This window comes from Pseudomonas sp. NFPP12 (genome assembly GCF_900103205.1).
Lineage (GTDB): Bacteria > Pseudomonadota > Gammaproteobacteria > Pseudomonadales > Pseudomonadaceae > Aquipseudomonas > Aquipseudomonas protegens.
In genome coordinates, this window is record NZ_FMWW01000003.1 from 607,101 (window position 1) to 629,145 (window position 22,045).

Below are 22,045 nucleotides of genomic sequence, written 5' to 3' on the forward strand. Positions count from 1 at the left end.
GCTGACGAGTCCCCTCCCCCGTCTTGATCCCTTCGCCAGCTCCGGCTCCAGCTCCCTGCTCGGCCCCCGACGCTCAAGTGCGCCTCAGGCCCTGGAAAATCGATACTACTCAGCCATGTAGAACATTCGACTCTATTTATTTCTTGCAAGATCACAACTACAAAACAGCAAGTATATTTCCTACACACCACCAAGATTTTTCTTAAAATATCAATTCAGAATTTACAAAAAAAATCCTGTGCTAGGTTTACGCCCAGGTAAGTTCAACATCACTCAACTAGTAGAGAAACTTACCACTCTAAAATCGAAATCAAATAAATAGTTAAGGACAACTTAGATCATGAGAAAGATCGCCATCGTAGGGATGTCTTGCAATTTACCCGGAAATATCAATAACTTAGACAAATTGCTTGGCGCACTCAGAGAGCGCCGCGTTACCGCGGGGGCGGTCCCTGAAGAGCGTTGGGACATGGCACGCTACTACTCTAGCGATGAGGCCTCAAAAGGTAAGGCCTACGTAGAAAAAGGAAACTTCCTACAACACGATATTCGCTCAATGGATGCTGAGTTCTTTGACTTACCAGCAAGTGTTGCGGAAAACATTGACCCACAGCAACGTTTGTTACTTGAACTAACATGGGAAGCTTTCGAGAACGCCGGCCTGGACTTGCCGGCACATTCGGGTCGTAAAGTCGGCGTCTATGTCGGCGGTTTCATGTTGGACCAAATGATCACCATGACCCACTTCGCCAACCGCACCCGACAGAACGCCAACACCCCCAGCGGGATGATGATGACGATGCTGGCCAACCGGTTGTCCCACGCATTCAACCTGCGCGGCCCAAGCCTGTCGATCGACACCGCCTGTTCCTCTTCGCTCGTCGCATTCAGCTATGCCTGCAACGATATCTGGTCCGGCGAGTGCGACATGGCGGTGGTAGGCGGGGCCAACATCATGACGCGCCCCGAGTACCCCATTGGCATGTGCAAGGGCCACTTCCTCTCCCGCGATGGACAGTGCAAGTCATTCGACGCCCGTGGCGATGGTTACGGGCGCGGCGAAGGCGGTGGCGTGGTGATCGTCAAGGCCCTTGAGCAAGCGTTGCTCGATGGCGACACGATCCTGGCCACGGTCGAGGGCGCCGGCGTCAACTCCGACGGGCGCACCCCGGGCATCTCGATGCCCAGCGCTGAAGCGCAGGGTGCCTTGATCCAGGACATTTGCACGCGTTTCGACATTGATCCGGCCCAGGTGCGTTATGTCGAATGCCACGGTACCGGGACCGCGGCAGGCGACCCAATCGAGGCGCGCTCCATCGGTTCGGTCTATGGCAAGGGCCGCACCGGCGGCGACCGTGTGGTCCTGGGTTCGATCAAAAGCAACATCGGCCACCTTGAGGCCGGCGCCGGTATTGCCAGTCTGATCAAGGCGGTGCTGACCCTGCAACATCGCGAAGCCTTCGAACTGGGCAACCTGGAAACGCCCAACCCCGACATTCCCTTCGAAGAATGGGGGATCCAACTGGCCGCTGGGCCCATTCAACTGGCCAAACCGGGCGAAGCATTTCTGGTAGGCGTCAACTCGTTCGGTTTTGGCGGCACCAATGCCCACGTGGTGCTGCGCTCCGCGCCAGACACTGAGCCGGCCACCGTTACCTCTGCGGCTCGCAGCCAAGACGCGCCGCTGTACCTGCCCTTCTCCGCGCGCAGCCCCGGAGCACTCAAGGAGCTTTCCCACCGCTACAGCGAGCGTCTGCAGGCGAGCAACGTCGAGCTGGACGACATCCTGCACTCCGCCGCATTCCACCGTGCCCCCCTCAATCACCGGGCCGTGGCCATCGGCCGGGATCGGGAGCAGTTGCATCAAGCGCTCAGCGAGTATTGGCAGCACGGGCATTGCGATCAGGTCATCACCAGTCGCCGTACAGCCCTGGGCAAACCCCTGCCGGTCTGGGTCTTCACCGGGATGGGGCCACAGTGGTGGGGAATGGGCCAGGAGCTGTATCGCAGCGAGCCGGTCTATCGCGACGCGGTGGATACAGCCGACCGACTGTTCCAGAACGTCTCCGGGTTCTCGATCGTTGCCGAAATGCTCAAGAGCAAGGGTGAGTCACGCATTACACAGACGGCCTTCGCGCAACCGGCGAACTTCATGATTCAGTGGGGGCTGGCGGCGATGTTGTCTGCCGCCGGGGTCAAGCCCGGGGCCATCGTCGGCCACAGCGTAGGCGAGGTCACCGCGGCTTGCGTGAGTGGCGCGTTATCCCTGGACGATGCGGTGCGCGTTATCCATGAGCGCAGCCGGCTGCAGGCGACCACCGCAGGAACCGGCAGCATGCTGGCGGTGGGCGTCGGCCAGAAAGAGGCGCAAGCATTCCTGGCCGGCTACGAAGGCCGTATCGAAGTCGCGGCGGTCAACGGGCCAAACATGCTGACCCTGTCGGGGGAAACAGCGGCCATTGAAACCCTGGCCCAGACACTGGAAACCCAAGAAATCTTCAACCGGCTGCTGACGGTCGAAGTGCCCTATCACAGCTACCTGATGACGCCGATCCTGGATGAGCTGACCGCTGCGCTGCGCTCCATCAGCGCCTGCAAGCCCTCTGTCCCACTGGTCTCGACCGTGACCGGGTGCTACGCCAGCCTGGGACAATACGGAACCGACTACTGGCAGCACAACGTGCGGCAACCAGTGCATTTCTACCAGGCGATCCAGACCTTGCTCGACGATGACTACGTCACCTTCATCGAGATCGGCCCGCACCCGGTCCTGGCAGGTGCACTGCGCGATTGCGCCAAGGTCCAGGCCAAGGAAATCCGCCTGGTCGAGACCCTGCGTCGCGAAGAGCCGGAACAACTGCGCATGCAGCGTGTGGCCGCCCAGGTGTTCGCCAGTGGCTGCGAAATCGACTGGCAGCCATTCAATGGCCGCGGCCGCTTCACCGACCTGCCTAATTACCCCTGGCAGCGTGAACACCTCTGGCTCGAAAGTGAGCGTTCGACCTACATGCGCGTCGCTTCGACCCAAGTGCCCATGCTCGGTGTCCGCCACTATCCGGCCAACGATGTGTGGCTCAATGACTTGGGGCACCAGGCACTGGCCTACCTGAAGGAACACGTGGTTTCGGGGGTCTCGATCATGCCTGCGGCAGGCTATGTCGAAACCCTGTTGGAAGCCGCTGCCGCGCTGTACCCGGACAATCAAGGCCTGCGCCTCTCAGACCTGGAAATCCGCGCGCCACTGGTGATTTCCAGCAACAATGCCCTGGACTATGTGTCCACCTACTCCCGCGACAGCGGTCGGGTAACTCTCCACAGTATCGAGAGTGGCAGCATTGGCGAGGGGCAGGTCCACGCTGTCGGTCGAGTGGACCCACTGGCCACGGTCGAGCCCCAATCCATTGACATTGCCGAGTTCAAAGCCTCGTTCGATAGCGAATGGGACCTCAAGGTCTTTTATCGCGAGCTGTCGCGCATCGGCCTACAGTACGGGCCGATGTTCCAGACCATCCGCTCGATCCGCGCTGATGCCAAGTCCGGTCGGGCTCTGACCTTCATCGAGTGCTCAAGCGAACTCTCGAACCAGGGCTACCATGCCCATCCGACCGTTCTGGATGCCTGTTTCCAGTCACTGGTCGGTCTGCTGGAAGACAGCGACACCACCTATCTGCCCACCGGTTTTCGCGAGCTGCGCCTGCTCGCCCCCACCTTGCCCGCGCGTTGCTGGTGCAAGGCGGTTCGGGCAAGTTCGACTGCTGCCTACGTTGAGTCCGACCTGACCATCACCGATGAACATGGCGTGGTCGTTGCAGAGATCAGGGGGATGCGCGTCACCGCTGTGCCCAGCGCGTCAGGGCGCACCGACAAGTTCGGTGACCCGATCAAACTGCAAATGGCCCGCTATGAATGGGCAGATGCCGGGAACCCGCCCGAACCGAAGCGACTGGGTAACTGGCTGATCGTCGAGGACGATAGTTCCCGCGACCTGGCCACCCGTATCGTCGAGGACTTCCACAACGCCAATGTCTCGGTCAGTGCCCGGCTGCGTACCGGTCCCCAGGAACGGGCCGATGGCCTGGAGATCAGCGTTCCCCTCGAGTCAGCCGCCATCGAGCAAGCGCTGGGGCGCATGGGCCCATTGGCCGGCGTGGTCTTCGTCCACGGCGCCCAGGCCCGTCTGGACAGCCAGGATCCAATCGGCGCCCAGGCCCTGCTATTCATGATTGAGGTCTCCCGCTGCCTGGCCAGGCTTGAGCTCGAACACCGACCCCGGGCCTATGTGATCACCCACAACGCCTTCAAGATCATGGACAACGACGCACCGGTGCAACCGGCGCAAACCGCTTTGGCCGGCTTTGCCCGGGTCGCCTTCAACGAAATCGAAGGCGTGCGCTTCAGCAGCGTCGACCTGCCCGCTACGCCATCCGCTGCGGACATCAACGCCTGTCTTCGTGAGTTGATCTGCGATGCCCCGCAGGATGAAGTCGCCATTCGCCATGGTCGGCGCTTCAGCAGCCGGCTTGAAGTCCAGCCGTGGTTGGCGGACGCCCTGGTGGAGGATGTAGCTCTGGCCAGCATGGATATGGCGGTCCTGGTCCGTCCCGATGAGGACGACAACAGCCTTGGCAGCGTGAAGCTCATTGAAACCCCGCGCGGCCCTCTGGGCGCAGATGAGATCGAGCTGAAGGTCCAACGCGTGGTGGTATCCAAACACGACCTGCAGGCAGCAGGCCAACCACCCTCCGGCCAGAACTATATCGAGGTGCTCGCCACCGTGACCCGTACCGGTGCCGATATCGCCGATCTGCATCCTGGCCAACGGGTCTATGGTCTCGCCCCCTCCACGTTCACCAGCCACCTGCGCGGCCCGCGATCAGCATTCCACCTGACATCGCTGAACAATGAACAACGCGGAGACCGGCTGCTGCTGGTAGCCGTGCGTGACGCAATCGCCCAGCACCTCATCGATCAGGCTAGCCTCGAAGCCGGCCTGTGTGTGCTGATCGAGGCAGATCCACTGGGCCTGGCCATAGATGCCGCACTCCAGCGCCGCGGCGTGCGGACCGTGCTGATCCACGTGCCTGACAACGAAGCCGCAGTCAGCACCAGCACGGCCATCGCAGCCACTCGCAGTGCGGTGGACGCAGCCGTATGCGAACACACCGCCGGCAAGGGCTTTGACGCCATCATCGGCTCGATGCCACGTTGGGATCGGCTGTACGGCTGGGAAGCGCTGGCACTGGGTGGTGGGCTGATTGACACCGAACAAACTGCACGCGCCTTTGCCCTGCCCGGCAACGCAGCCTCCCTGGTGCGCGCCGACCTGGCATTGATCAGCCAACGGGCGGAGCTGTTCGCTGCCTCCCTGCGCACGGCGGTGGAACGCGCCAGTCAGAGTCAAGGCCCGGTAATACCTAGCCTGACCATTTCCATTGCCGATCTGGCCACGAAAAAGTTCGTAGCACCCGATAACGTCGATATCCCGGTCATCATCGACTTTGATGAAGTGGGGAGCACCCTCAAGGTGCAAGTCATGGAGACGGTGTCCTTCAAGCCGGATGCCTCTTACCTGGTCACGGGCGGTTTCGGAGGCTTCGGTCAGAAAACCAGCCGCTGGCTGGTGGATCACGGCGCGCGACACATCGTGCTCGCCGGGCGCAGCGGCGCCGACACTCCCGAGCGCCTGGCCTTTGTCGAGGAGCTGCGCCAGCAAGGCGCGAACGTGCTGCCCCTGGCCTGCGACCTGGCCGACGCCAGCGCCGTGCGCGACCTGATGGGCACCATCGCCGACAGCGCTGCGCCCCTGCGCGGCGTATTCCACCTGGCCACGGTGATCATTGACGAGGCGATCATCGACCTCGATCCCGCGAACTTCCTCCAGGTCATGCAGAGCAAGGCACAAAGCGCGCTGTTGCTGCACCAGGCTACGCAGGAAATCGAGCTCGACCATTTCGTGCTGTTCTCATCCTTCGCCGGGCTGATTGGCAACAGCAAGCAAGCGTCCTATGTCAGCGCCAACTGCTTCCTGGATGGGCTGACCTGGCATCGCCGCGCACTGGGCTTGCCGGCGCTGAGCATCAACTGGGGCGCGATTTCCGATACCGGCATCATTGCCCGCGATGAAAAGCTCGAGCAGTTCATGCGCTACATGGGGCTGCGCGGCATGGAGACCCGCGAAGCACTGCAGTGGCTGGAACGCGCAATGCGGCGGGACATCACCCAACTGGGCATTTCCCTGATCAGCAGCTGGGCCGATTGGGCGCAGTACGAAACCCTCAGCCAACAATCACCGCGCTTCATTGACCTGATCGCCTCTGACACCGAGGCCAGCAACGACGCCAGTGAGCGCCTGCGGGAGGAAATCGCCGCGCTGCCGGAGACGGAACGCTTCGCGGTGCTGTCAGGCCTGATCGTGTCGTTGATCGCCGATGAACTGGAAGCCAGTACTGACACGGTTTCGATCGACAGACCGATCCTTGAGTTTGGTATCGACTCACTGATGGCGGCGGAGATTCAGGTGGTATTGAAAAACAACCTGGGGATCAGCGTCTCGGTGATCGAGATCCTCAACAACCTGACGATTCGTGGCATGGCCAACGATGCCCTGGCCAACATGGGACTCAGCGATGATCTCGACGATGAGCCCTCGACAGCGGTTCAGGCGCAGGAGCGACAAGCATGACCACTCATCTGCATATCGAGCGGCTGCGTGCCCGGTTGCTGGGTAAACAGGGAACCGCCAACGTCAGTGACGTGGCGGGCCCGGAGCAGGCCCCGCGCGCAGCTGCAGCCAAGGTCAAAGTCGGCCCCGAGCACTACGACTTCGCCTACTTCCCGGAGCTGCGCGAGTTCAGCAACGCCCAGTGGTACTACAACACCCAGGGCTATGAATGGAACATGTTCCGCCAGCACCTCGGTGCATCCAGCGCCGAGGTGGAGATGGATGGGCGGCAACTGATCAACTACGCCTCCTACAACTACCTGGACTTGCTGGGCGACCCTCGGATGCAGGAGGCCGCCAAGCAGGCCGTGGACACGTTCGGCACTTCGGCGGGCTCGGGAAGGATCAACATGGGCGAGATCCCGATCTTCACCGAGTTCGAGCAACTGATCAGCCAGACACTGGGAGTTGAGGACGCGGTGCTGGCGGTCAACGGCTATGGCGCCAACGTTGCGACCCTGGGGTATCTGGCCCGCCGCCAGGACCTGGTGATCTACGACGAGTTGATCCACAACAGCATGCTCATGGGGACCAAACTCAGCGGTGCCCGGCGCCTGACCTTTCCCCACAACGACTATGACGCCCTGGAGCAACTGCTGGTGGAGCACCGCCACCACTTCGAACGGGTGCTGATCCTGACCGAAGGCGTCTACAGCATGGATGGGGATATTCCGGATATCCCGCGCCTGATCGACATCAAGCGCCGCCATCACGCCCTGCTGATGGTGGATGAAGCCCACTCGATGGGAGTGATCGGCCCCCGCGGGCTCGGCGTGGTCGACTACTTCGGACTCGACGGTGCGGACATCGACATCCACTTCTCGTCCATGAGCAAGGCATTCGCCACGGTGGGAGGCTACATCGCAGGGCGCAAGGAGCTGATCGCGATCCTCAAGCACTACGCGCCGGGCCTGTTGCTGTACACCGCCGCGCCCACGCCGGCCAGTGCCGCCGCCGGCCTGCAAGCGCTGCGCATCATGCACGCCGAGCCGGAACGGGCACGGCGGGCGATCAGCAATGCCGACTACTTCCGGACCCAGGCCCGGGCAGCCGGCTTGGATACGGGCTTGAGTCATGATTCGGCAATCGTGCCGATCATGATGCCCGACGGCGAGACAGCGGTATGGGCCACGGCCCGGCTGTTCGAACAGAACATCTGCACCTTTCCGATGATCTTTCCGGTGGTCCCGCGCAACACCGAACGCCTGCGTTTCTTTATCAGCGCCGCCCATACCCGGGAGCACATCGACCGTACCGTCGAGCTGCTGGTCGAGCTGCGCAAGAACGCTCCCACGAGCAGGGGGTTATTTTGAAACAGATACGTTTTGATCGATTCGGCCTGCCTTCCCGCGTGGCCTATTGCGTCGAGGTTGAGAACCCGGGGCCACCCTCGCCCTGGGAGGTGCTGGTCGAGGTGGAAGCCTGCGCGCTCAACCCCGCCGATCTCGCACGCCTGTCCGGCCGCTACGGTGAATTGCCCCTGCTGCCCGCCACCCTTGGCCTTGAGGCCATTGGTCGAGTGATGGCCTGTGGCGCCTCGGTCGACCACTTGTGCGAGGGGGACCGCGTGATTCTGCTCGGCAACGAAAACTGGTGCCAGCAGCGCCGCATTGCCGCATCGCTGGTACACAGGCTACCGCCGGGACTGGACCCGCTGCAGGCCGCATCGCTCAAGGTCAGTGCCTGCACCGCCATCGAACTGCTACGCCGGCAGAGCCAATTGGAGCCGGGTGCATGGGTCATCCAGAACGCCCCCCTATCGAGCGTCGGACGGGCGGTGATGCAGATCGCCCGGCATGACGGCCTGCGCACGTTGAATATCGTCCGCCGTCCCGAAGCGATGAGCGAAGTGCTCGCGGCGGGCGGCGATGTAGCGATCCTGGCCGATGAGCGATTGGTGCAGGAGGCCAAGGCCACCATGGGCTATGCCCTGGGGGGGCTGGTGCTGGATGCCGTGGGCGGCGAAGGCGTTGCGCCTCTGGGAGAACTGCTGGAGCCGGGGGGCACCATCATCCAGTACGGCATGCTTTCAGGACAACCGACCCAACTGGCCTGCGAGGATGTGATTTTCCGCGACATCAATCTCAAGGGCTTCTGGCTGGCACGCCATCTGGCCCAGGTGTCCCATCAGCATCGGGATGGACTGATGAGCGAAGCCGCCGATTTGCTGGCCAAGAAGGTCCTGCAAGCACAAGTGGCAGCGACCTACACGCTGGACGAAATCACCGCGGCACTGCGCCACTTCGAAACCCCGGGACGTAGTGGTCGCGTCTACCTGCTGCCCAACGGACCGGTTCAGCACCTTTGCAGTGGAGGTCAGCAGGATCATGGATGAAGTCAGCCAACGGCATGCTCCGCATGCCAATCCGCCCCCCGTGGATCAGGTGCCGCTCGTGCGACTGCGCAACCTGGACAAGCGCTATGGCGACGTCAGTGCGTTGCATGACATCAACCTGGACATCCCCAGCGGAGAAATGCTCGCCATCGTCGGGCCCTCGGGCAGTGGCAAGACCACGCTGCTGAACCTGATCGGACTTTTAGACAAGCCCTCATCCGGGCAGATCGAGTTGCAGGGACGCAGCGTTATCCAAAGCACCTCGGCACACTATGCACAGCAACGCCTGCGCACCATCGGTTTCGTTTTCCAGAGCTTCAACCTGATCCCGGTGCTCGACGCCCTGGACAACGTGCTGCTGCCCTTGCGAATCGCCGGCCGCATCAGCGCGCAGCAGCGCCAGCGTGCCTGCCACTTGCTGCAAGAGGTCGGCCTGGCCGGGCATCTGCACCAGCGCCCGGAAAAGATGAGTGGTGGCCAGCGGCAACGGGTCGCCATTGCCCGAGCCTTGATCGCCCAACCACAGCTGGTGATCGCCGATGAACCGACGGCCAGCCTGGACAGTGAAAACGCCCATGCCGCGATGCAGTTGTTCCAACGGCTCAATCGCGGTTATGGCGTGACCTTCGTTTTCTCGACCCACGATGAGCGGGCATTGGGCTACATGGACCGATGCCTGAGCTTGTGCGACGGGCGAATCATCAAGCAGGTTCAGTCATGCACTCATTGATACTCGCGCTGAAAAACGCCTTCCGCAACGGACGACGAACCCTGGTCACGCTGTTGGCCATCGCCTTTGGCCTGGCGGCAATCAACCTGTTCAGCGGCTATGTCGCCAATGTCTACAAAGGGCTGGAGGATCTGGCGGTGATGGGCGAGCGCCTTGGCCACCTGACCCTGACCAAGCGTGGCTTCTGGCTCGAAGGCAAACTCGATCCGACGCCGTACCTGATCGCTCCTGAAGAGGCGCAGCGCATTGAGAATGTCCTGCGCGCCGAGCCGCACATCAAACATGTCTCGCCCCGGCTGGGCCTGAACGGACTGGCCTCCAATGGCCGCGCATCGACCATCTTCATCAGCGAAAGCATTGCTCCAGCGGATGACCAGGCCCTGGGCGGCTCGGCTCTGGGCTACTCCAACGGTCAACTGGATGCACAGAATGAAATAGGGGTCGCGGTGTCCTCGGATCTAGCCAAGCTGTTGAACCTGCAACAGGACACGGTGTTCAGCCTACTGTCGAGCACCTTCGACGGACAGGCCAATGCTGTGGACGCCATGGTCACCGACGTGTTCAACACCGGCACCGCCAGTACCAACGACAAGTTCATCCTGCTGCCCCTCAAGCTGGCCCAGGCGCTGCTCAACACCGACGCCATCGAACGCTTTGTCGTGGTACTCGATGATGCCGGGATGACCGAGACCATGGGCGAGCAATTGCAGGACAACCTGCGGGCCGCAGGCATCGACGTCGAGTTCAGAACCTGGAAGCAACTGTCGAACTTCTACACCCAGGTCAAAAGCCTGTTCGACGTGATCTTCTCCTTTATTGCCTCGATCGTTCTGGTGATCTCGGCCATGAGCGTCGCCAACACCATGTCGATGGCGGTGGTGGAACGCACCCGTGAAATCGGCACGCTGCGGGCCCTCGGGCTCTCGCAGAATGGAGTCATCCGGCTGTTTGCCCTCGAAGGTTTCTGGATCGCCGCCTTCGGTTGCCTGCTGGGCCTGATCCTGACTCTGGTCGTGGCCCTGGGGATCAATCTCGCCCAGATCGGCTACATCCCCCCGAACCTGTCAACAGAAGTACCGCTGCAGGTCGATCTGGACTGGCTGCGCATTCTCTCCACCGCGCTGGTGGTCACTGTGTTCGCCGTGCTGTGCGCCGCCTACCCGGCGTACAAGGCCACGCGCAATGAAATTGTCGACGCACTCACGTTCGTTTAGTCGGCCACTACACCACAGGTCACTCACTCAAGAAGAAGGCTTCGTCATGCTCAAATACATCCTGGTCCTGCTCATGGGCTTGAGCGGCGCTCAGAGTTCGATGTCATACGCAGATTCGTCCCCCCTTACCCCACAGCAGATCGTCGCTGCCAGCGACCGTGCCCGAGGGGGTGGTCTGAGCGGCATAGAATGGAAAATCGACATCACCGGTGAAGACAGCAAGGGGCCCCTGGGCAAGCACAGCTACCTGGTCAAGGCCAGCGGCAACAACAGCCTGGCCCAAACGCTCTATCCGCCCCGCAACCGAGGGGCTCGGCTGCTGCAGCTGGAACGCAACATGTGGTTTGGCAAGCCCAGCCTGAGCAAGCCGGTATCGATTTCAGCACGCCAGAAAATGATCGGCATGGCCTCCAATGGCGATATTGCCTCGACCAATTACGCCAATGACTACAACGCCTCAGTGCTGCGCAGCGAACCAGTCAACGGCGAAGACAGCCATGTACTGGAACTGCTGGCCAAGAATCGCTTCGTCACCTACGACCGCATCGTCTACTACGTCTCGAGCGCCCGCCTGGTACCGCTGAAGGCCGAGTTCTACACGGTATCGGGCAAGCTGTTCAAAACCGCCAGCTTCGACGCCTACAGCAACCTGGAACTGAGCAATGGCAAGCACCAGCTGTTCATCAAGAACATGACCATCCGTGATGCCATCGAGCCGTCCAACTACTCGGTCCTCGACTATCAGGACGTGAAGTTGCAAACCTTCGCCGCCGATACCTTCAGCATCGACTCGCTCAATCGGCCCTGAATCAGGATGAATCAACGCATGCCACGCCCAAGGATGGGGTACCCGCAGGCGGCTCTATGGCGCGCCGGCCCGCTACAACCGCGGCTCTGGCTGCTGGTGCTCTGCTGCAGTGCCGCGCCGTCCGTCAGCGCCCAGGACAGCCTGTCACTGCACAGCGACCTGACCGTCCTCAGCTATGCCACCTGGAACCGGCTGAACCAGGACGCGTTGGCCAACCCGGACAATCTGATCGCTCAACTGCCACGACGCCAGATGGAGCTGGCACCACGCCCGGATTTCAGCCTCACGACCTCGTCATGTTTTTTCCAGTTCAAGCCACGGGCGTTCCTCAGTGCCCGGGGAGACAGTTTTGCTGCGGGCAACCAACACACCTCCGGCGATGCCTACGTGAACGAAGCACGCCTGTCCTGCTCGCTGCCCAAAGCGCTCAATCTGGAGTTGGGACGCGGCACCTTGCTATGGGGCAACGCGGTCCTGCTCTCGCCAAGCAATCCCTTTTTCCCCGAGACCGGCAAGACTGATCCGGTCAACGAGGTCTTCGGCAAAGACTTCGCACGATCCACTCTGGCGCTTGCCGACCATTGGAAAATCGAGGGTATTCGCAGTTTCAGTGCCAACTCGCGAGACATGAGCGCGCAGCACTTTTCCCCCATCAGCGCAGTGAAACTCAACTGGACCGCAGAGGCCGCGACGGCCAGCGTGCTGGCCTCCGAGCGTGACAACGGCGTCAGGCGACTGGGGGCTTATGGCACCCTCACCGTCTCCGATGCGTGGCTGCTCTACCTCGATGGTTCATTGGGACAAGGCCGTGACATTCCCATGCCTGTGGCCCCGACGGCGCAGGCCAGAGCCTGGTACTTCGAGCACCAGCCAATGGCCGACCGCAGGCTGCGCAAAAGCCTGCTGCTGGGCAGCGGTTACACCTTGGAGTCCGGCTGGACCCATACCCTGGAAGCGCTCTACAACGGCGACGGCTATAGCCCGTCCGAGCGCAAGGACTACCAGCGGGCGATTGGCCAGAGCAACGCCGCGCTGATGCTGGGTGATAGCAATGCAGCCGAGGCGCTGGGGCAAGCATTGCTCGGTGCCCGGCAAGGCCTGCTGGGACAGCGCTATGCCATGTACCAGATCGACCGCAACGACTGGTTCAACACCTGGGACGTAGCACTGCGCTACACCCAGGCCTTCGACTCGCCACGAGGCGGCAATCTGGCGCTGTCGCTGAACTACAAAATGAACGATCACAGCGAACTGTTCACCTTTGCCCAGTGGAACACTGGCAATGGGCAGTCCGAGTTTGCACAACTGTCTCGCTCTTCAGTCATCAGTGGCATCCGCTACTACTTTTGAAACCCGCACCTGCAGACCTGTCAGGGCCTCTACCATTGGCCAGGACAATCTGCTGATTGAGGAGAAAGTGCTGATGAAGCAGTTCGGATTGAGCGCCAAGCGCTGAGCATTCAACGCCGCCCATCACGTGCATGACACCGTTGTATGGCGCGCCGATGCCCGTAGAATGGGCGCACTCAAATCGTAGGGAAGCGGCACCTCAAGCACGGAACGGCAGCACCCCGCCCCTGCGCCCATGCCCTCTTGGCGTCTTGCCTTTTACGATTGAACCTCAGGGACCCTTCATTGAAATCTCGTAGCCTGCTGCCCTTGGCCATCTTCACGCTGCTGCTGGGCTGCAATGCCTCGTCACCGGACGAAAAACTCAATGCCACCCTGCCGGAGCTGAGCCTGGAACAGGTCCTGCCCAAGGTCGAGGCCAACCCGTACTGCTCGCCGGAGATGGACAGCGAACGGCTGGTCGGCCTCGGCATCCGACTGATCGATGAGGACGAGGTGCTGCATGGCGCAAGCCGTACCTTGCTGGCGAGCAAGGCCATACAAATGGCCCGCGGCTGCCTGATCATGGCCGCCCCCCGCGACACCATGAGCCTGTGCATCCTGGGCGGGATTGTCGGCTCCAGGCAGAAGGACTATGACAAAAGCGAAGCCTTCAACTACATCGCCTACGCCGCCCAGCACAATGAATCCTGCGCGGAAGCGGGCCTGTACGACATCTACAGCGTCGGCAAGTTGGACCAGCCCCCGAACAAGGAATTGGCCATGGCCTGGCTGGAACGCGCCGCTCGGCACGGCGACCAGGACTCGCAACAGGAGATGCTGCGCAGCGCCGAACAGAACAATTTCCCACTGGCCTACGCCTGGGCCCGAACCCTCGATGACGCCCAAAGGCTCGAAGCGCTGAAACGCAAGATGAGTCCTCAGCAGATGGCCGAAGGCGAGCAGCACTACACCCGGCTACTCAGTCAGCTCCCCTCCAAACAGGATCTTGAGCAGGCGCTGCGCCAGAACGTCATCCTCCTGGGCACAGGGGATATCTACTACGACTACCCGGAAGTGTTCGCGGGCATGTCCGCTGAGCAACAGCATGCTTTCGTCGCCCAGTTGGTGGACATGCAGGACCGCTACCCAAAGTTCCACACCCGCGGCCAACTGGTGGCCTATGCCTTGATTTCCCGCCTGGTGCAAAGCACCGGGCCGGCCGTGGACCTGTGGCAAGACCCGGCGCTGCAGGCCGTGCTGGAGGACGATGACCTGAGCGTGGAAAACAGCGTGGCCAAGGCCAAAATCCTCCTGGCCAAGCGCACGCCATAACTGGAGCGGCAGGCGCAACCGGGGGTTCAGCCGCGGCTCAACAGCTGCTGCGGTTTCGGTTGTACGTCCTCTCAATCCCAGTAGAATGCGCGACCTTGAGCCCTTGGGCTCATGCAGCATGGAATCGCTGGCCTCGACACCCAAGCACGGAACTGCTCACGCTCCCCTCCTCTGCCGTCCCTGCCTGATTTCATGCGCGTCTTTTTTCATTCGCCGATCAGGGAATATCCATTGAAATTGTTCAACGCGCTGCCACTGGCATTGGCTGTCTTGCTGGCGGCCTGCGCCTCCACGCCTGCGCAAAACACCGAACCGAAACGCCCCGAACTCAATGACACCCTGCCCAAGCTGACGCTGGAGAGTGTCTTGCCCAAGGTTACGCCCAACGAGTACTGCAACCCGTCCATGGACGCGGATGTGCTGTACGGCGCCGGTTACAAGCTGAACGAGATCGAGGACTACGCGAACGCCAAGAGCTGCTTCGCCATGGCCGCGCCGCACTACACCCGGGCCTTCTGCTATCTGTCCACCACCACCGATCAGGAAACGGACAAGCCCAAGGCCGAGCGCGACCGCGAGTCCTTCAACTACATCGCCTACTCGGCGTCACAGAACGATTGGTGCGCCGAGTACGGCATGTACGCCACCTACTGGTTCGGCGACAAGGACATTCCCAAGGACCGGGACCTGGCCCTGCGCTGGCTGGAACGCTCGGCACTGCACGGCAACCCGGAACCGCAGCAGAGCCTGGCCGACGCCGCCGAAGAGTCCGGCGATCTGGTGAAGGCCTACGCCTGGCTGAAGGTTATCGACAACACCGAAGACACCAGCCAGTTGGATGCCCTGAAAGACAAGATGAGCCCAGAGCAACTGGCCGAAGGCGAACAGCACTTTGGCGAGCTGAAGGCGCGGGTGACCAGCAAGCAGGTGATGTACGACGAGGCGCGGGATGAGGAGGTGGCGATTTTCTCGGCCGAGATCCATTTCGATCTCCCCGACCTGTTCCAGGGCATGACCACGGCCGAGCGTCAGGCCTTCGTCAAGGCGGCCATCGCCAAGGCCCGGGACAGCGGCCAGTTCAAGCTGCATTACGCGGTGACCCAGTACATCATCGTCTCGCGCCTGGCCCAGCAGCGTTACCCCGGTGTCGACGTGCTGCAGAACCCGAAGCTGGTGGCCACCATCAACAACGTCAACGACGGCCTGGAAGCTGCGGCGAAGAAGTCCCAGGCGATCTTGGACAAAAGCTACAAATAACCGCCCCCTGTAGGAGCCGGCTTGCCGGCGATGAGGCCGGCAAGTCATGCAGCGCCTGGGCCGGCGCCTTCGCTGGCAAGCCAGCTCCTACATAGGGTGGCGCCTACAGGGGCTCGGGGTTGACGATGACGGTGCAGGTGATGCCGGCCGCCAGCAGGACGCCTTCGGGCACTTCATCGATGTGGATGCGCACCGGTACGCGCTGGGCCAGGCGCACCCAGTTGAAGGTCGGGTTGACGTCGGCGATCAGTTCGCGGCTTTCCGGGTTGTCGCGGTCGTAGATGCCCCGAGAAATGCTTTCCACATGGCCCTTGAGCACTTCGCCGCTCATCAGTTGCATGTCGGCCTTATCCCCGACGCGCACGTGGGGCAGCTTGGTTTCCTCGAAGAAGCCGTAGACCCAGAACGAGTTCATGTCGACCACCGCCATCTTCGCCTCGCCGATGCGTGCGTAGTCGCCACGGTGCACGTTGAGGTTGGTGACATAGCCATCCACCGCCGCCCGCACCTGGGTGCGCGCAAGGTTGAGTTGCGCCGCTTCCAGCTGGGCCTGGGCGTGCTGGTAGTCGGCCAGGGCCGAGTCGGCGATGTTGCCGGCGTCGTCGCGGTTTTCCTTGGAGACCACCAGGTTGTCCATGTCGGCGCGGCGCCGGGCGTTGACCTTGCGCATCTCCCAGGTGGCCTTCTTCGACGCCACCAGCGCTTGCGCCTGCTTGACCGCGATCTGGTAGTGCTCGGGGTCGATCTGCATCAGCAGATCGCCCTTGCGCACCAGCTGGTTGTCCTTGACCGGCACGTCCACCACTTCGCCGGTGACATCGGCGGCGACGTTGATGATGTCCGCGCGCACCCGGCCGTCACGGGTCCAGGGGGTGTACATGTAGTGCTCCCACAGGGTACGGCCGATCCACAGGGCCAGGGCCAGCACGAGCAGGGTGGCGAGCAGGCTGAAAAACTTTTTCATTGCGGGGGTCTCAACGGTAGACAGTGAGCGCCATGGCGCCGAACAGACAGCAGAACAGGCTCAGGCGCAGCAGCGCCGGGTGCCAGAAGAAGCGATACAGGTCATAGCCGGAAATGAACCGGTCCAGGGCCCAGGCCAGGGCCGCGGCGATGAAGAACATCAGGGTCATGGTGGGCATGTAAACGCCGTGGAAGGCGATTTCACGAGGCATGGTCAAGTCCTTGGGGTGCAGGCGCCGTTGGCTTGGCCACGGCATAGGCCGCCAGCGGCGATTGCGGGTCGAGCAATGAAGTACGGATGAAGTGCAGGTAGCTCTTGACCCGGCGCAGGGCCGAGGTGTCGAAGTGCGGGGCAAAGGGCTCGTCGGTGGCCTGGACCCGGCTGATGGCGTGGTCCACGGCGATCAGGCCGCGCTCCAGGTTGCTCTGGCTGGGCTGCAGGAACAGCCGCACCAGGGAGCGGCCCATGACCCGGATCGCCTGGCGCCAGGGCTGGGATTCGGCATAGGCCGGGTGCACCGGGAGGATCGCCTGCTCCTTGCGCAGCTCGATGATCGCGTGGCCGACTTCCAGCACCACGAACATCCAGCGCAGCAGCTCGCTCTGCACCTTGGGCTGGCCCACCGCCAGGCCATAGGCCTGGTGCAGCAGGTCGCGGGTACGGCTCTCGAAGCTCGACGCCAGGCCCTTGAGCTTGCCGCTGATGGCGTACACCACCTGGCCGCGCAGGTCCTGCTCCAGGCGCCGCCACAGCCAGCGGCTGTTGGGCGGCAGGATGATCGCCCCGGCTGCGGCGCAGACCAGCATGCCCATGACCATGGCGATGTAGTCGTTGATGAAGGTGTAGGGGTTGTAGATGGTCAGGTTGTCCGGCACCGAACCGGTGCTGAAGAAGATCAGCAAACCCAGGCCGACCCCGGCGTACTTGGGCCTGGACGCAAGGAACGAACCGAGCACGATCACCGGCGCCAGCATCAGGCACAGCAGCGGGAAGCCGTCGATCCAGGGGAACACGAAGAACATTTCGACGAAGCCCACCAGGGCGCCGATGAAAGTCCCGCAGGCCATCTGGAACGCCATGCGCTTGGGGTTCGGCGTAGCCGCCGAGAGGCCGATGGTGGCGGCGGCGATCAGGGTCATGGTGGCGCCGCTGGGCCAGGCCGTGGCCACCCAGTAGCTGCCCAGCACCACCAGCACGAAGGCCGCGCGGATGCCCGAGGCGGCGCAGGCCAGCCAGTTGGTCTGCGGGGTGTAGGGCTCGTCCCAGCGCTCGCGCTCGTGGCTGTGGTCGGCCAGGGACGCGTGGGTCTGGGCGTAGCTGTGCATCTCGTCGACAAAGCGGTAGAGGAGCTCGTAGGCGGTGTGGAAATCCAGCTGCTCGGCGTCGCTCGGGCCGCTCTCCTGGAAGGCCGTGCGCAGGCTGCGCACCCGCGCCGGCAGCTCGGCCTTGTAGGCCGCCAGGGCCGTGGCCAGGCGCGCCGCATCGGGGCTGGTCAGGGCACGGCCGGAGAAGCCGTCCAGCAGTTCCGCCAGGTCCTGCAGGCCGGGCTTGATCGCCGCCACCACGTGATCGGCGCCGCTGCTGCGCAGGCGTTCGAGCAACTGGTGCAGGGCATTGAAGCGCGTGGTGATGCCCATGAACTCGCTGTTCAGGCGGCTCAGGCGGCCGTTGCGCCGACGCATGTGCGGGTCTTCGAACACGGTGACGCTGCGCAGCCCTTCCAGGCCCACGGCCTCGGCGATGAAGCGCACGTTGCTGCTTTCGAAGCTGTCGCGCTGGCTGCGCCCGCGCAGGCCGTCGGTGACGAACAGGGCGAACACCCCGAAGCGCTGGTACAGGGCGTTGCGCATGGCAGCGCTGGCGGTCTGGGGCAGGATCGCGGCACTGACCAGGGTCGAGCAGAGAATCCCCAGGGAGATCTCCAGTACCCGCCACACCGCCGCCATGAAGGCCCCTTCCGGATGGGCCAGGGCCGGCAGGCCGACCATGGCCGCGGTGTAGCCGGCGAGGACGAAACCATAGGCGCGAAAGTTGCGGTAGCGCGCCGCGCCGGCCGAGCAGATGCCGACCCAGATCGCCAGCGAGCCGAGGAACAGCTCGGTGTTCTGGGCGAACAGGGCGATCAGCGCCACCATCACCGCCGAGCCCGCCAGGGTGCCGAGAAAGCGGTAGAAGCTCTTGGCAAACACCTGGCCGCTCTGCGGCTGCATGACGATGAACACGGTGATCATCGCCGTGCGCGGTTGCGGCAACTCCAGGCGCATGGCCAGCCACAGGGTGAGGAACGCGGCGGCCAGGACCTTGAAGATATAGACCCAGGTCACGCCGTCGCTGCGCGCCCAGTCGAAGAAACCCCGGCGCCATTCAAGGGAGTACAGCCAGCGCAAAGGTGCGGGCAAGGAAGTCATGGGTGCCTGCTTCAATGGTCGAACACGGCCAGGGCCGCGGGGGTCTTGGGTGCCTCAAGGCGGTCTTGCGCGGGAACGTCGCGGCCGGCTTCAAGCCCGCCGCCCAGGGCCGTGACCAGGTCCGCCTGGACCGTCAGGCGTGCGGCCTGCACCTGCTGCTGCACCTGTTGCTGATGGAACAGCAGGCTCTGGGCGTTGAGCACATTCAGGTAGTCGGTCAGGCCGCGCTGGAAGGCCACGGTGGCGATGTCGTAGGTCTTCTGCGCAGCGGCCACCGACTCGGCGGCGAAGGCTTGCTGCTTGTCCATGGACTCGCGGCGGATCAACTGGTCGGAGATGCTTTTCAGTGCATCCACCAGGGTCTGGTTGTACCTGGCCACGGCCATGTCGTAGCCGGCCGAGGCTTCACCCAGCTCCGAGCGCAGGCGCCCGCCGTCGAAGATCGGCAGGCTGATGGCCGGGCCGACGTTGTAGTTGAGCTTCTTGCCGGTGAGGAACTCCAGGGCCCCACCGCCGGTGGCCATGAAGCCGATGCTGCCCACCAGGTCGACGTTGGGGTAGAAGCCGGCGTGAGCCACATCGATACCGCGAGCCTGGGCCGCCACTTGCCAGCGGCTGGCGACCACGTCCGGGCGCTGCCCCAGCAGTTCGGCGGGCAGGGCCGAGGGCAGTTTCAGCGCGGCGCCCAGGGACAGGCTTGGCCGCTGCAACTGCGCGCCCTCCCCCGGGCCCTTGCCGGCCAGGGCCGCCAGCTGGTTGCGGGTCAGGGCGATTTCTTCGTCCAGGGCGTCCAGCTGGCGATGGGTTTCCGGCAGCGGCGCCTCGGCCTGGCTGACTTCGAAATGGGTGCCGATGCCGCCGTCCAGGCGCCGTTGCGCCAGTTCGAGGATCTGTTGCTGCTGCTTGAGGGTGGCCGCGACGATATCGCGCTGGGCGAAGTGCAGGGACAGCTGGATATAGCTGCGCACCACGTTGTTCACCAGTTCCAGCTGGGCCTGACGGGCTTCGGCCACGCTCATGTGGGCCAGGTCCACGGCACGCTCGGTGCTGTTGCTTTCCCGGCCCCAGAGGTCCAGGGCATAACTCAAGCCCAGGGCGGCATTGTTGTCCCAGGTGGTGCTGTTGGACAGGGCGCCGGGGCCGTAGAACTGATCGGTGGGCCAGTTGTGGCGCTTGAGGGTGGCGTCACCCTTGATCTGCAGCGACTCGGCCGACTCGGCGATGCCGGCCAGGGCCTTGGCCTGGCGGACCCGGGCGGCGGCCATGGCCAGGCTCGGGCTGCCTTGCACCGCAAGGCTGATCCAGCGGTCCAGTTGCGGGTCGCCATAGGCCTGCCACCACTGGGCGCTGGGCCAGTGGGCGTCCTGCGCGGCGCTCTTTATCGCCTCATCCGTGGCCAATGTATTAGCGAGAAGTGTCTTGCCCTGTGGGGCAATGCCTCCGGTTCCGATGCAGCCGCTGATTGCTAACGATAAAGCCCAAACACTGAGGGTCTTGAACCCTCTGCTGATGCGACGCGGCACTGCTGCGAATTCCTGAGATCGGGGGGGAGTATTTCTCTCGTAGGAGCTGGCTTGCCGGCGCAGCGATACGCCTGCTACACCGCGTTGCGCGGATCGCCGGCCTGCCGGCTCCTAGGGATCGGCGCAATTCTAGGGGGCGGTCGTTGCGGCGATAAGCTGGGATTCCTGTGAATCTTTGTTACCGTAAACGCGATAATCCCTTGGTCGTATCCCTGTACGCCTGTAAAAACAGAAACTTCGTGTCACAATTTGCAATCTCCCTTGAGAGCACCCCATGGACACCTTGCAAAACATGCGCGCCTTCAGTTGTGTTGCCGAAGCCGGTAGTTTCACGGCCGCCGCGGTGCAGCTGGACACCACCACCGCCAACGTCTCGCGCGCCGTCTCCAATCTAGAGGCGCACCTGCAAACCCGCCTGCTCAACCGCACGACTCGCCGCATCGCCCTGACCGAGGCCGGCAAGCGCTACCTGCTGCGCTGCGAGCAGATCCTGGCCTATGTCGAAGAAGCCGAGGCCGAGGCCAGCGACGCCCACGCCCGCCCCGCCGGGCAGTTGAAAGTGCACACCATGACCGGCATCGGCCAGCACTTCGTGATCGACGCCATCGCCCGCTACCGCAAGACCCATCCGGACGTGACCTTCGACCTGACCATGGCCAACCGTGTGCCGGACCTCCTGGACGAGGGCTACGACGTGTCCATCGTCCTGGCCCGGGAGCTGCCGGACTCGGGGTTCGTCTCCCAGCGCCTGGGGATGACCTACAGCATCGTCTGCGCCTCGCCGGCCTATGTGAAAGCCAACGGCTGCCCGCAAAAGCCCAGCGATCTGCTGAACCATGCCTGCCTGCGCCTGGTAAGCCCGGTGATTCCCCTGGAGAAGTGGACCTTCGACGGCCCGGAAGGCCAGGAAATGGTCACCATCAACAGCTCGCCGTTCCTGGTGAACTCCGCCGATGCCATGAAGACTGCGATCATCAGCGGCATGGGGGTCGGGGTGTTGCCGGTATACGCGGCTATAGAGGGTTTGCGCACCGGCACCCTGGTGCGGGTGATGCCCAAGTACCGCTCCCAGGAGCTGAACCTGTACGCCATCTACCCGTCGCGCCAGTACCTGGACGCCAAGATCAAGACCTGGGTCGAATACCTGCGCGGCTCGCTGCCGGAGATCCTCACCGCGCACCAGACGGAACTGGCAGCCTATGAACTGAGCGGCAGCCTGACCGGTGCACGCCTGGCCACCTGACCACGGGGCTCCCCACCCAGACCACCGTCCCACCTGTAGGAGCCGGCTTGCCGGCGAAGAGGCCAGCACGTCCTGTGCAAACCTGGATGCCGCCCTCGCTGGCAAGCCAGCTCCTACACATGCAGGCTCGTGGCGGGGTGCTTTGGTGGCGGCGGCAAAAATGTTAGCTTGCTTGGCA

General features: G+C 62.9%; 14 protein-coding genes. 10 read left to right on the forward strand and 4 right to left on the reverse strand.

The features are described 5' to 3' along the window. Positions 1-340 precede the first annotated feature (340 nt). The 9 genes from BLS75_RS32745 to BLS75_RS15630 all read left to right on the forward strand — a co-directional run bounded on the left by BLS75_RS32745 (position 341) and on the right by BLS75_RS15630 (position 15,729). Positions 341-6,682 carry a type I polyketide synthase gene (locus BLS75_RS32745; RefSeq protein WP_072451228.1) on the forward strand — a complete coding sequence of 2,114 codons (6,342 nt, stop codon included), beginning with the start codon at positions 341-343 and terminating at the stop codon, positions 6,680-6,682. Beyond that, positions 6,679-8,034, forward strand: coding sequence for an aminotransferase class I/II-fold pyridoxal phosphate-dependent enzyme (locus tag BLS75_RS15595; RefSeq protein WP_072451229.1), 1,356 nt, complete (start codon positions 6,679-6,681; stop codon positions 8,032-8,034). The genes BLS75_RS32745 and BLS75_RS15595 overlap by 4 nt, the downstream gene beginning before the upstream one ends. Continuing rightward, positions 8,031-9,056 (forward strand): zinc-dependent alcohol dehydrogenase family protein, encoded by a 1,026-nt coding sequence (locus tag BLS75_RS15600; protein ID WP_072451230.1) that lies wholly within the window; start codon positions 8,031-8,033, stop codon positions 9,054-9,056. The genes BLS75_RS15595 and BLS75_RS15600 overlap by 4 nt, the downstream gene beginning before the upstream one ends. Before the next feature lie 58 nt (positions 9,057-9,114). Further along, positions 9,115-9,786, forward strand: a complete 672-nt coding sequence (locus BLS75_RS15605) for an ABC transporter ATP-binding protein (RefSeq protein ID WP_204378523.1) — start codon at positions 9,115-9,117, stop codon at positions 9,784-9,786. Then, positions 9,774-11,000, forward strand: a complete 1,227-nt coding sequence (locus BLS75_RS15610) for an ABC transporter permease (RefSeq protein WP_072451232.1) — start codon at positions 9,774-9,776, stop codon at positions 10,998-11,000. Before BLS75_RS15605 ends, BLS75_RS15610 begins: the two co-directional genes overlap by 13 nt. A gap of 46 nt (positions 11,001-11,046) precedes the next feature. Continuing rightward, the gene (locus BLS75_RS15615; protein WP_072451233.1) at positions 11,047-11,808 is read left to right on the forward strand and encodes an outer membrane lipoprotein-sorting protein; all 762 of its coding nucleotides are present in this window, start codon (positions 11,047-11,049) and stop codon (positions 11,806-11,808) included. Positions 11,809-11,826: 18 nt separating this feature from the next. Next, entirely contained in the window at positions 11,827-13,158 is a 1,332-nt protein-coding gene (locus BLS75_RS15620; protein WP_143031429.1) for a hypothetical protein, read from the forward strand. A 285-nt stretch (positions 13,159-13,443) separates the two neighbouring features. Continuing rightward, positions 13,444-14,472 carry an SEL1-like repeat protein gene (locus BLS75_RS15625; protein WP_072451235.1) on the forward strand — a complete coding sequence of 343 codons (1,029 nt, stop codon included), beginning with the start codon at positions 13,444-13,446 and terminating at the stop codon, positions 14,470-14,472. Positions 14,473-14,703: 231 nt separating this feature from the next. Continuing rightward, on the forward strand, positions 14,704-15,729 hold the full coding sequence (locus BLS75_RS15630; RefSeq protein WP_239690670.1) for an SEL1-like repeat protein: 1,026 nt from the start codon (positions 14,704-14,706) through the stop codon (positions 15,727-15,729). 103 nt (positions 15,730-15,832) lie between these two features. Here BLS75_RS15630 and BLS75_RS15635 read toward each other — a convergent pair whose 3' ends face one another. The 4 genes from BLS75_RS15635 to BLS75_RS15650 are packed head-to-tail and all read right to left on the reverse strand — an operon-like array spanning position 15,833 to position 20,624. After that, a complete protein-coding gene (locus BLS75_RS15635; RefSeq protein ID WP_072451237.1) occupies positions 15,833-16,693 on the reverse strand; it encodes an efflux RND transporter periplasmic adaptor subunit in 861 nt (286 codons plus the stop codon). A 10-nt stretch (positions 16,694-16,703) separates the two neighbouring features. Then, positions 16,704-16,904: a DUF1656 domain-containing protein gene (locus tag BLS75_RS15640; RefSeq protein ID WP_007930063.1), complete on the reverse strand. Its 201-nt coding sequence runs from the start codon at positions 16,902-16,904 to the stop codon at positions 16,704-16,706. Beyond that, complete coding sequence (locus BLS75_RS15645; RefSeq protein ID WP_019094736.1) at positions 16,894-19,101, reverse strand: FUSC family protein; 2,208 nt, start codon at positions 19,099-19,101, stop codon at positions 16,894-16,896. The genes BLS75_RS15640 and BLS75_RS15645 overlap by 11 nt, the downstream gene beginning before the upstream one ends. Before the next feature lie 11 nt (positions 19,102-19,112). Then, the gene (locus BLS75_RS15650) at positions 19,113-20,624 is read right to left on the reverse strand and encodes an efflux transporter outer membrane subunit (protein WP_072451238.1); all 1,512 of its coding nucleotides are present in this window, start codon (positions 20,622-20,624) and stop codon (positions 19,113-19,115) included. Positions 20,625-20,898: 274 nt separating this feature from the next. Here BLS75_RS15650 and BLS75_RS15655 point away from each other — a divergent pair, with 274 nt between their 5' ends. Then, positions 20,899-21,867, forward strand: coding sequence for a LysR family transcriptional regulator (locus tag BLS75_RS15655; RefSeq protein ID WP_011059356.1), 969 nt, complete (start codon positions 20,899-20,901; stop codon positions 21,865-21,867). Positions 21,868-22,045 lie beyond the last annotated feature (178 nt).

What these genes read in the sequence shown, in the direction of transcription:
- BLS75_RS32745 (WP_072451228.1), top strand. Translation starts at nt 341, where the DNA reads ATGAGAAAGATCGCCATCGTAGGGATGTCTTGCAATTTACCCGGAAAT.
- BLS75_RS15595 (WP_072451229.1), top strand. Translation starts at nt 6,679, where the DNA reads ATGACCACTCATCTGCATATCGAGCGGCTGCGTGCCCGGTTGCTGGGT.
- BLS75_RS15610 (WP_072451232.1), top strand. Translation starts at nt 9,774, where the DNA reads ATGCACTCATTGATACTCGCGCTGAAAAACGCCTTCCGCAACGGACGA.
- BLS75_RS15615 (WP_072451233.1), top strand. Translation starts at nt 11,047, where the DNA reads ATGCTCAAATACATCCTGGTCCTGCTCATGGGCTTGAGCGGCGCTCAG.
- BLS75_RS15620 (WP_143031429.1), top strand. Translation starts at nt 11,827, where the DNA reads ATGCCACGCCCAAGGATGGGGTACCCGCAGGCGGCTCTATGGCGCGCC.
- BLS75_RS15635 (WP_072451237.1), bottom strand. Translation starts at nt 16,693, where the DNA reads ATGAAAAAGTTTTTCAGCCTGCTCGCCACCCTGCTCGTGCTGGCCCTG.
- BLS75_RS15640 (WP_007930063.1), bottom strand. Translation starts at nt 16,904, where the DNA reads ATGCCTCGTGAAATCGCCTTCCACGGCGTTTACATGCCCACCATGACC.
- BLS75_RS15645 (WP_019094736.1), bottom strand. Translation starts at nt 19,101, where the DNA reads ATGACTTCCTTGCCCGCACCTTTGCGCTGGCTGTACTCCCTTGAATGG.
- BLS75_RS15655 (WP_011059356.1), top strand. Translation starts at nt 20,899, where the DNA reads ATGGACACCTTGCAAAACATGCGCGCCTTCAGTTGTGTTGCCGAAGCC.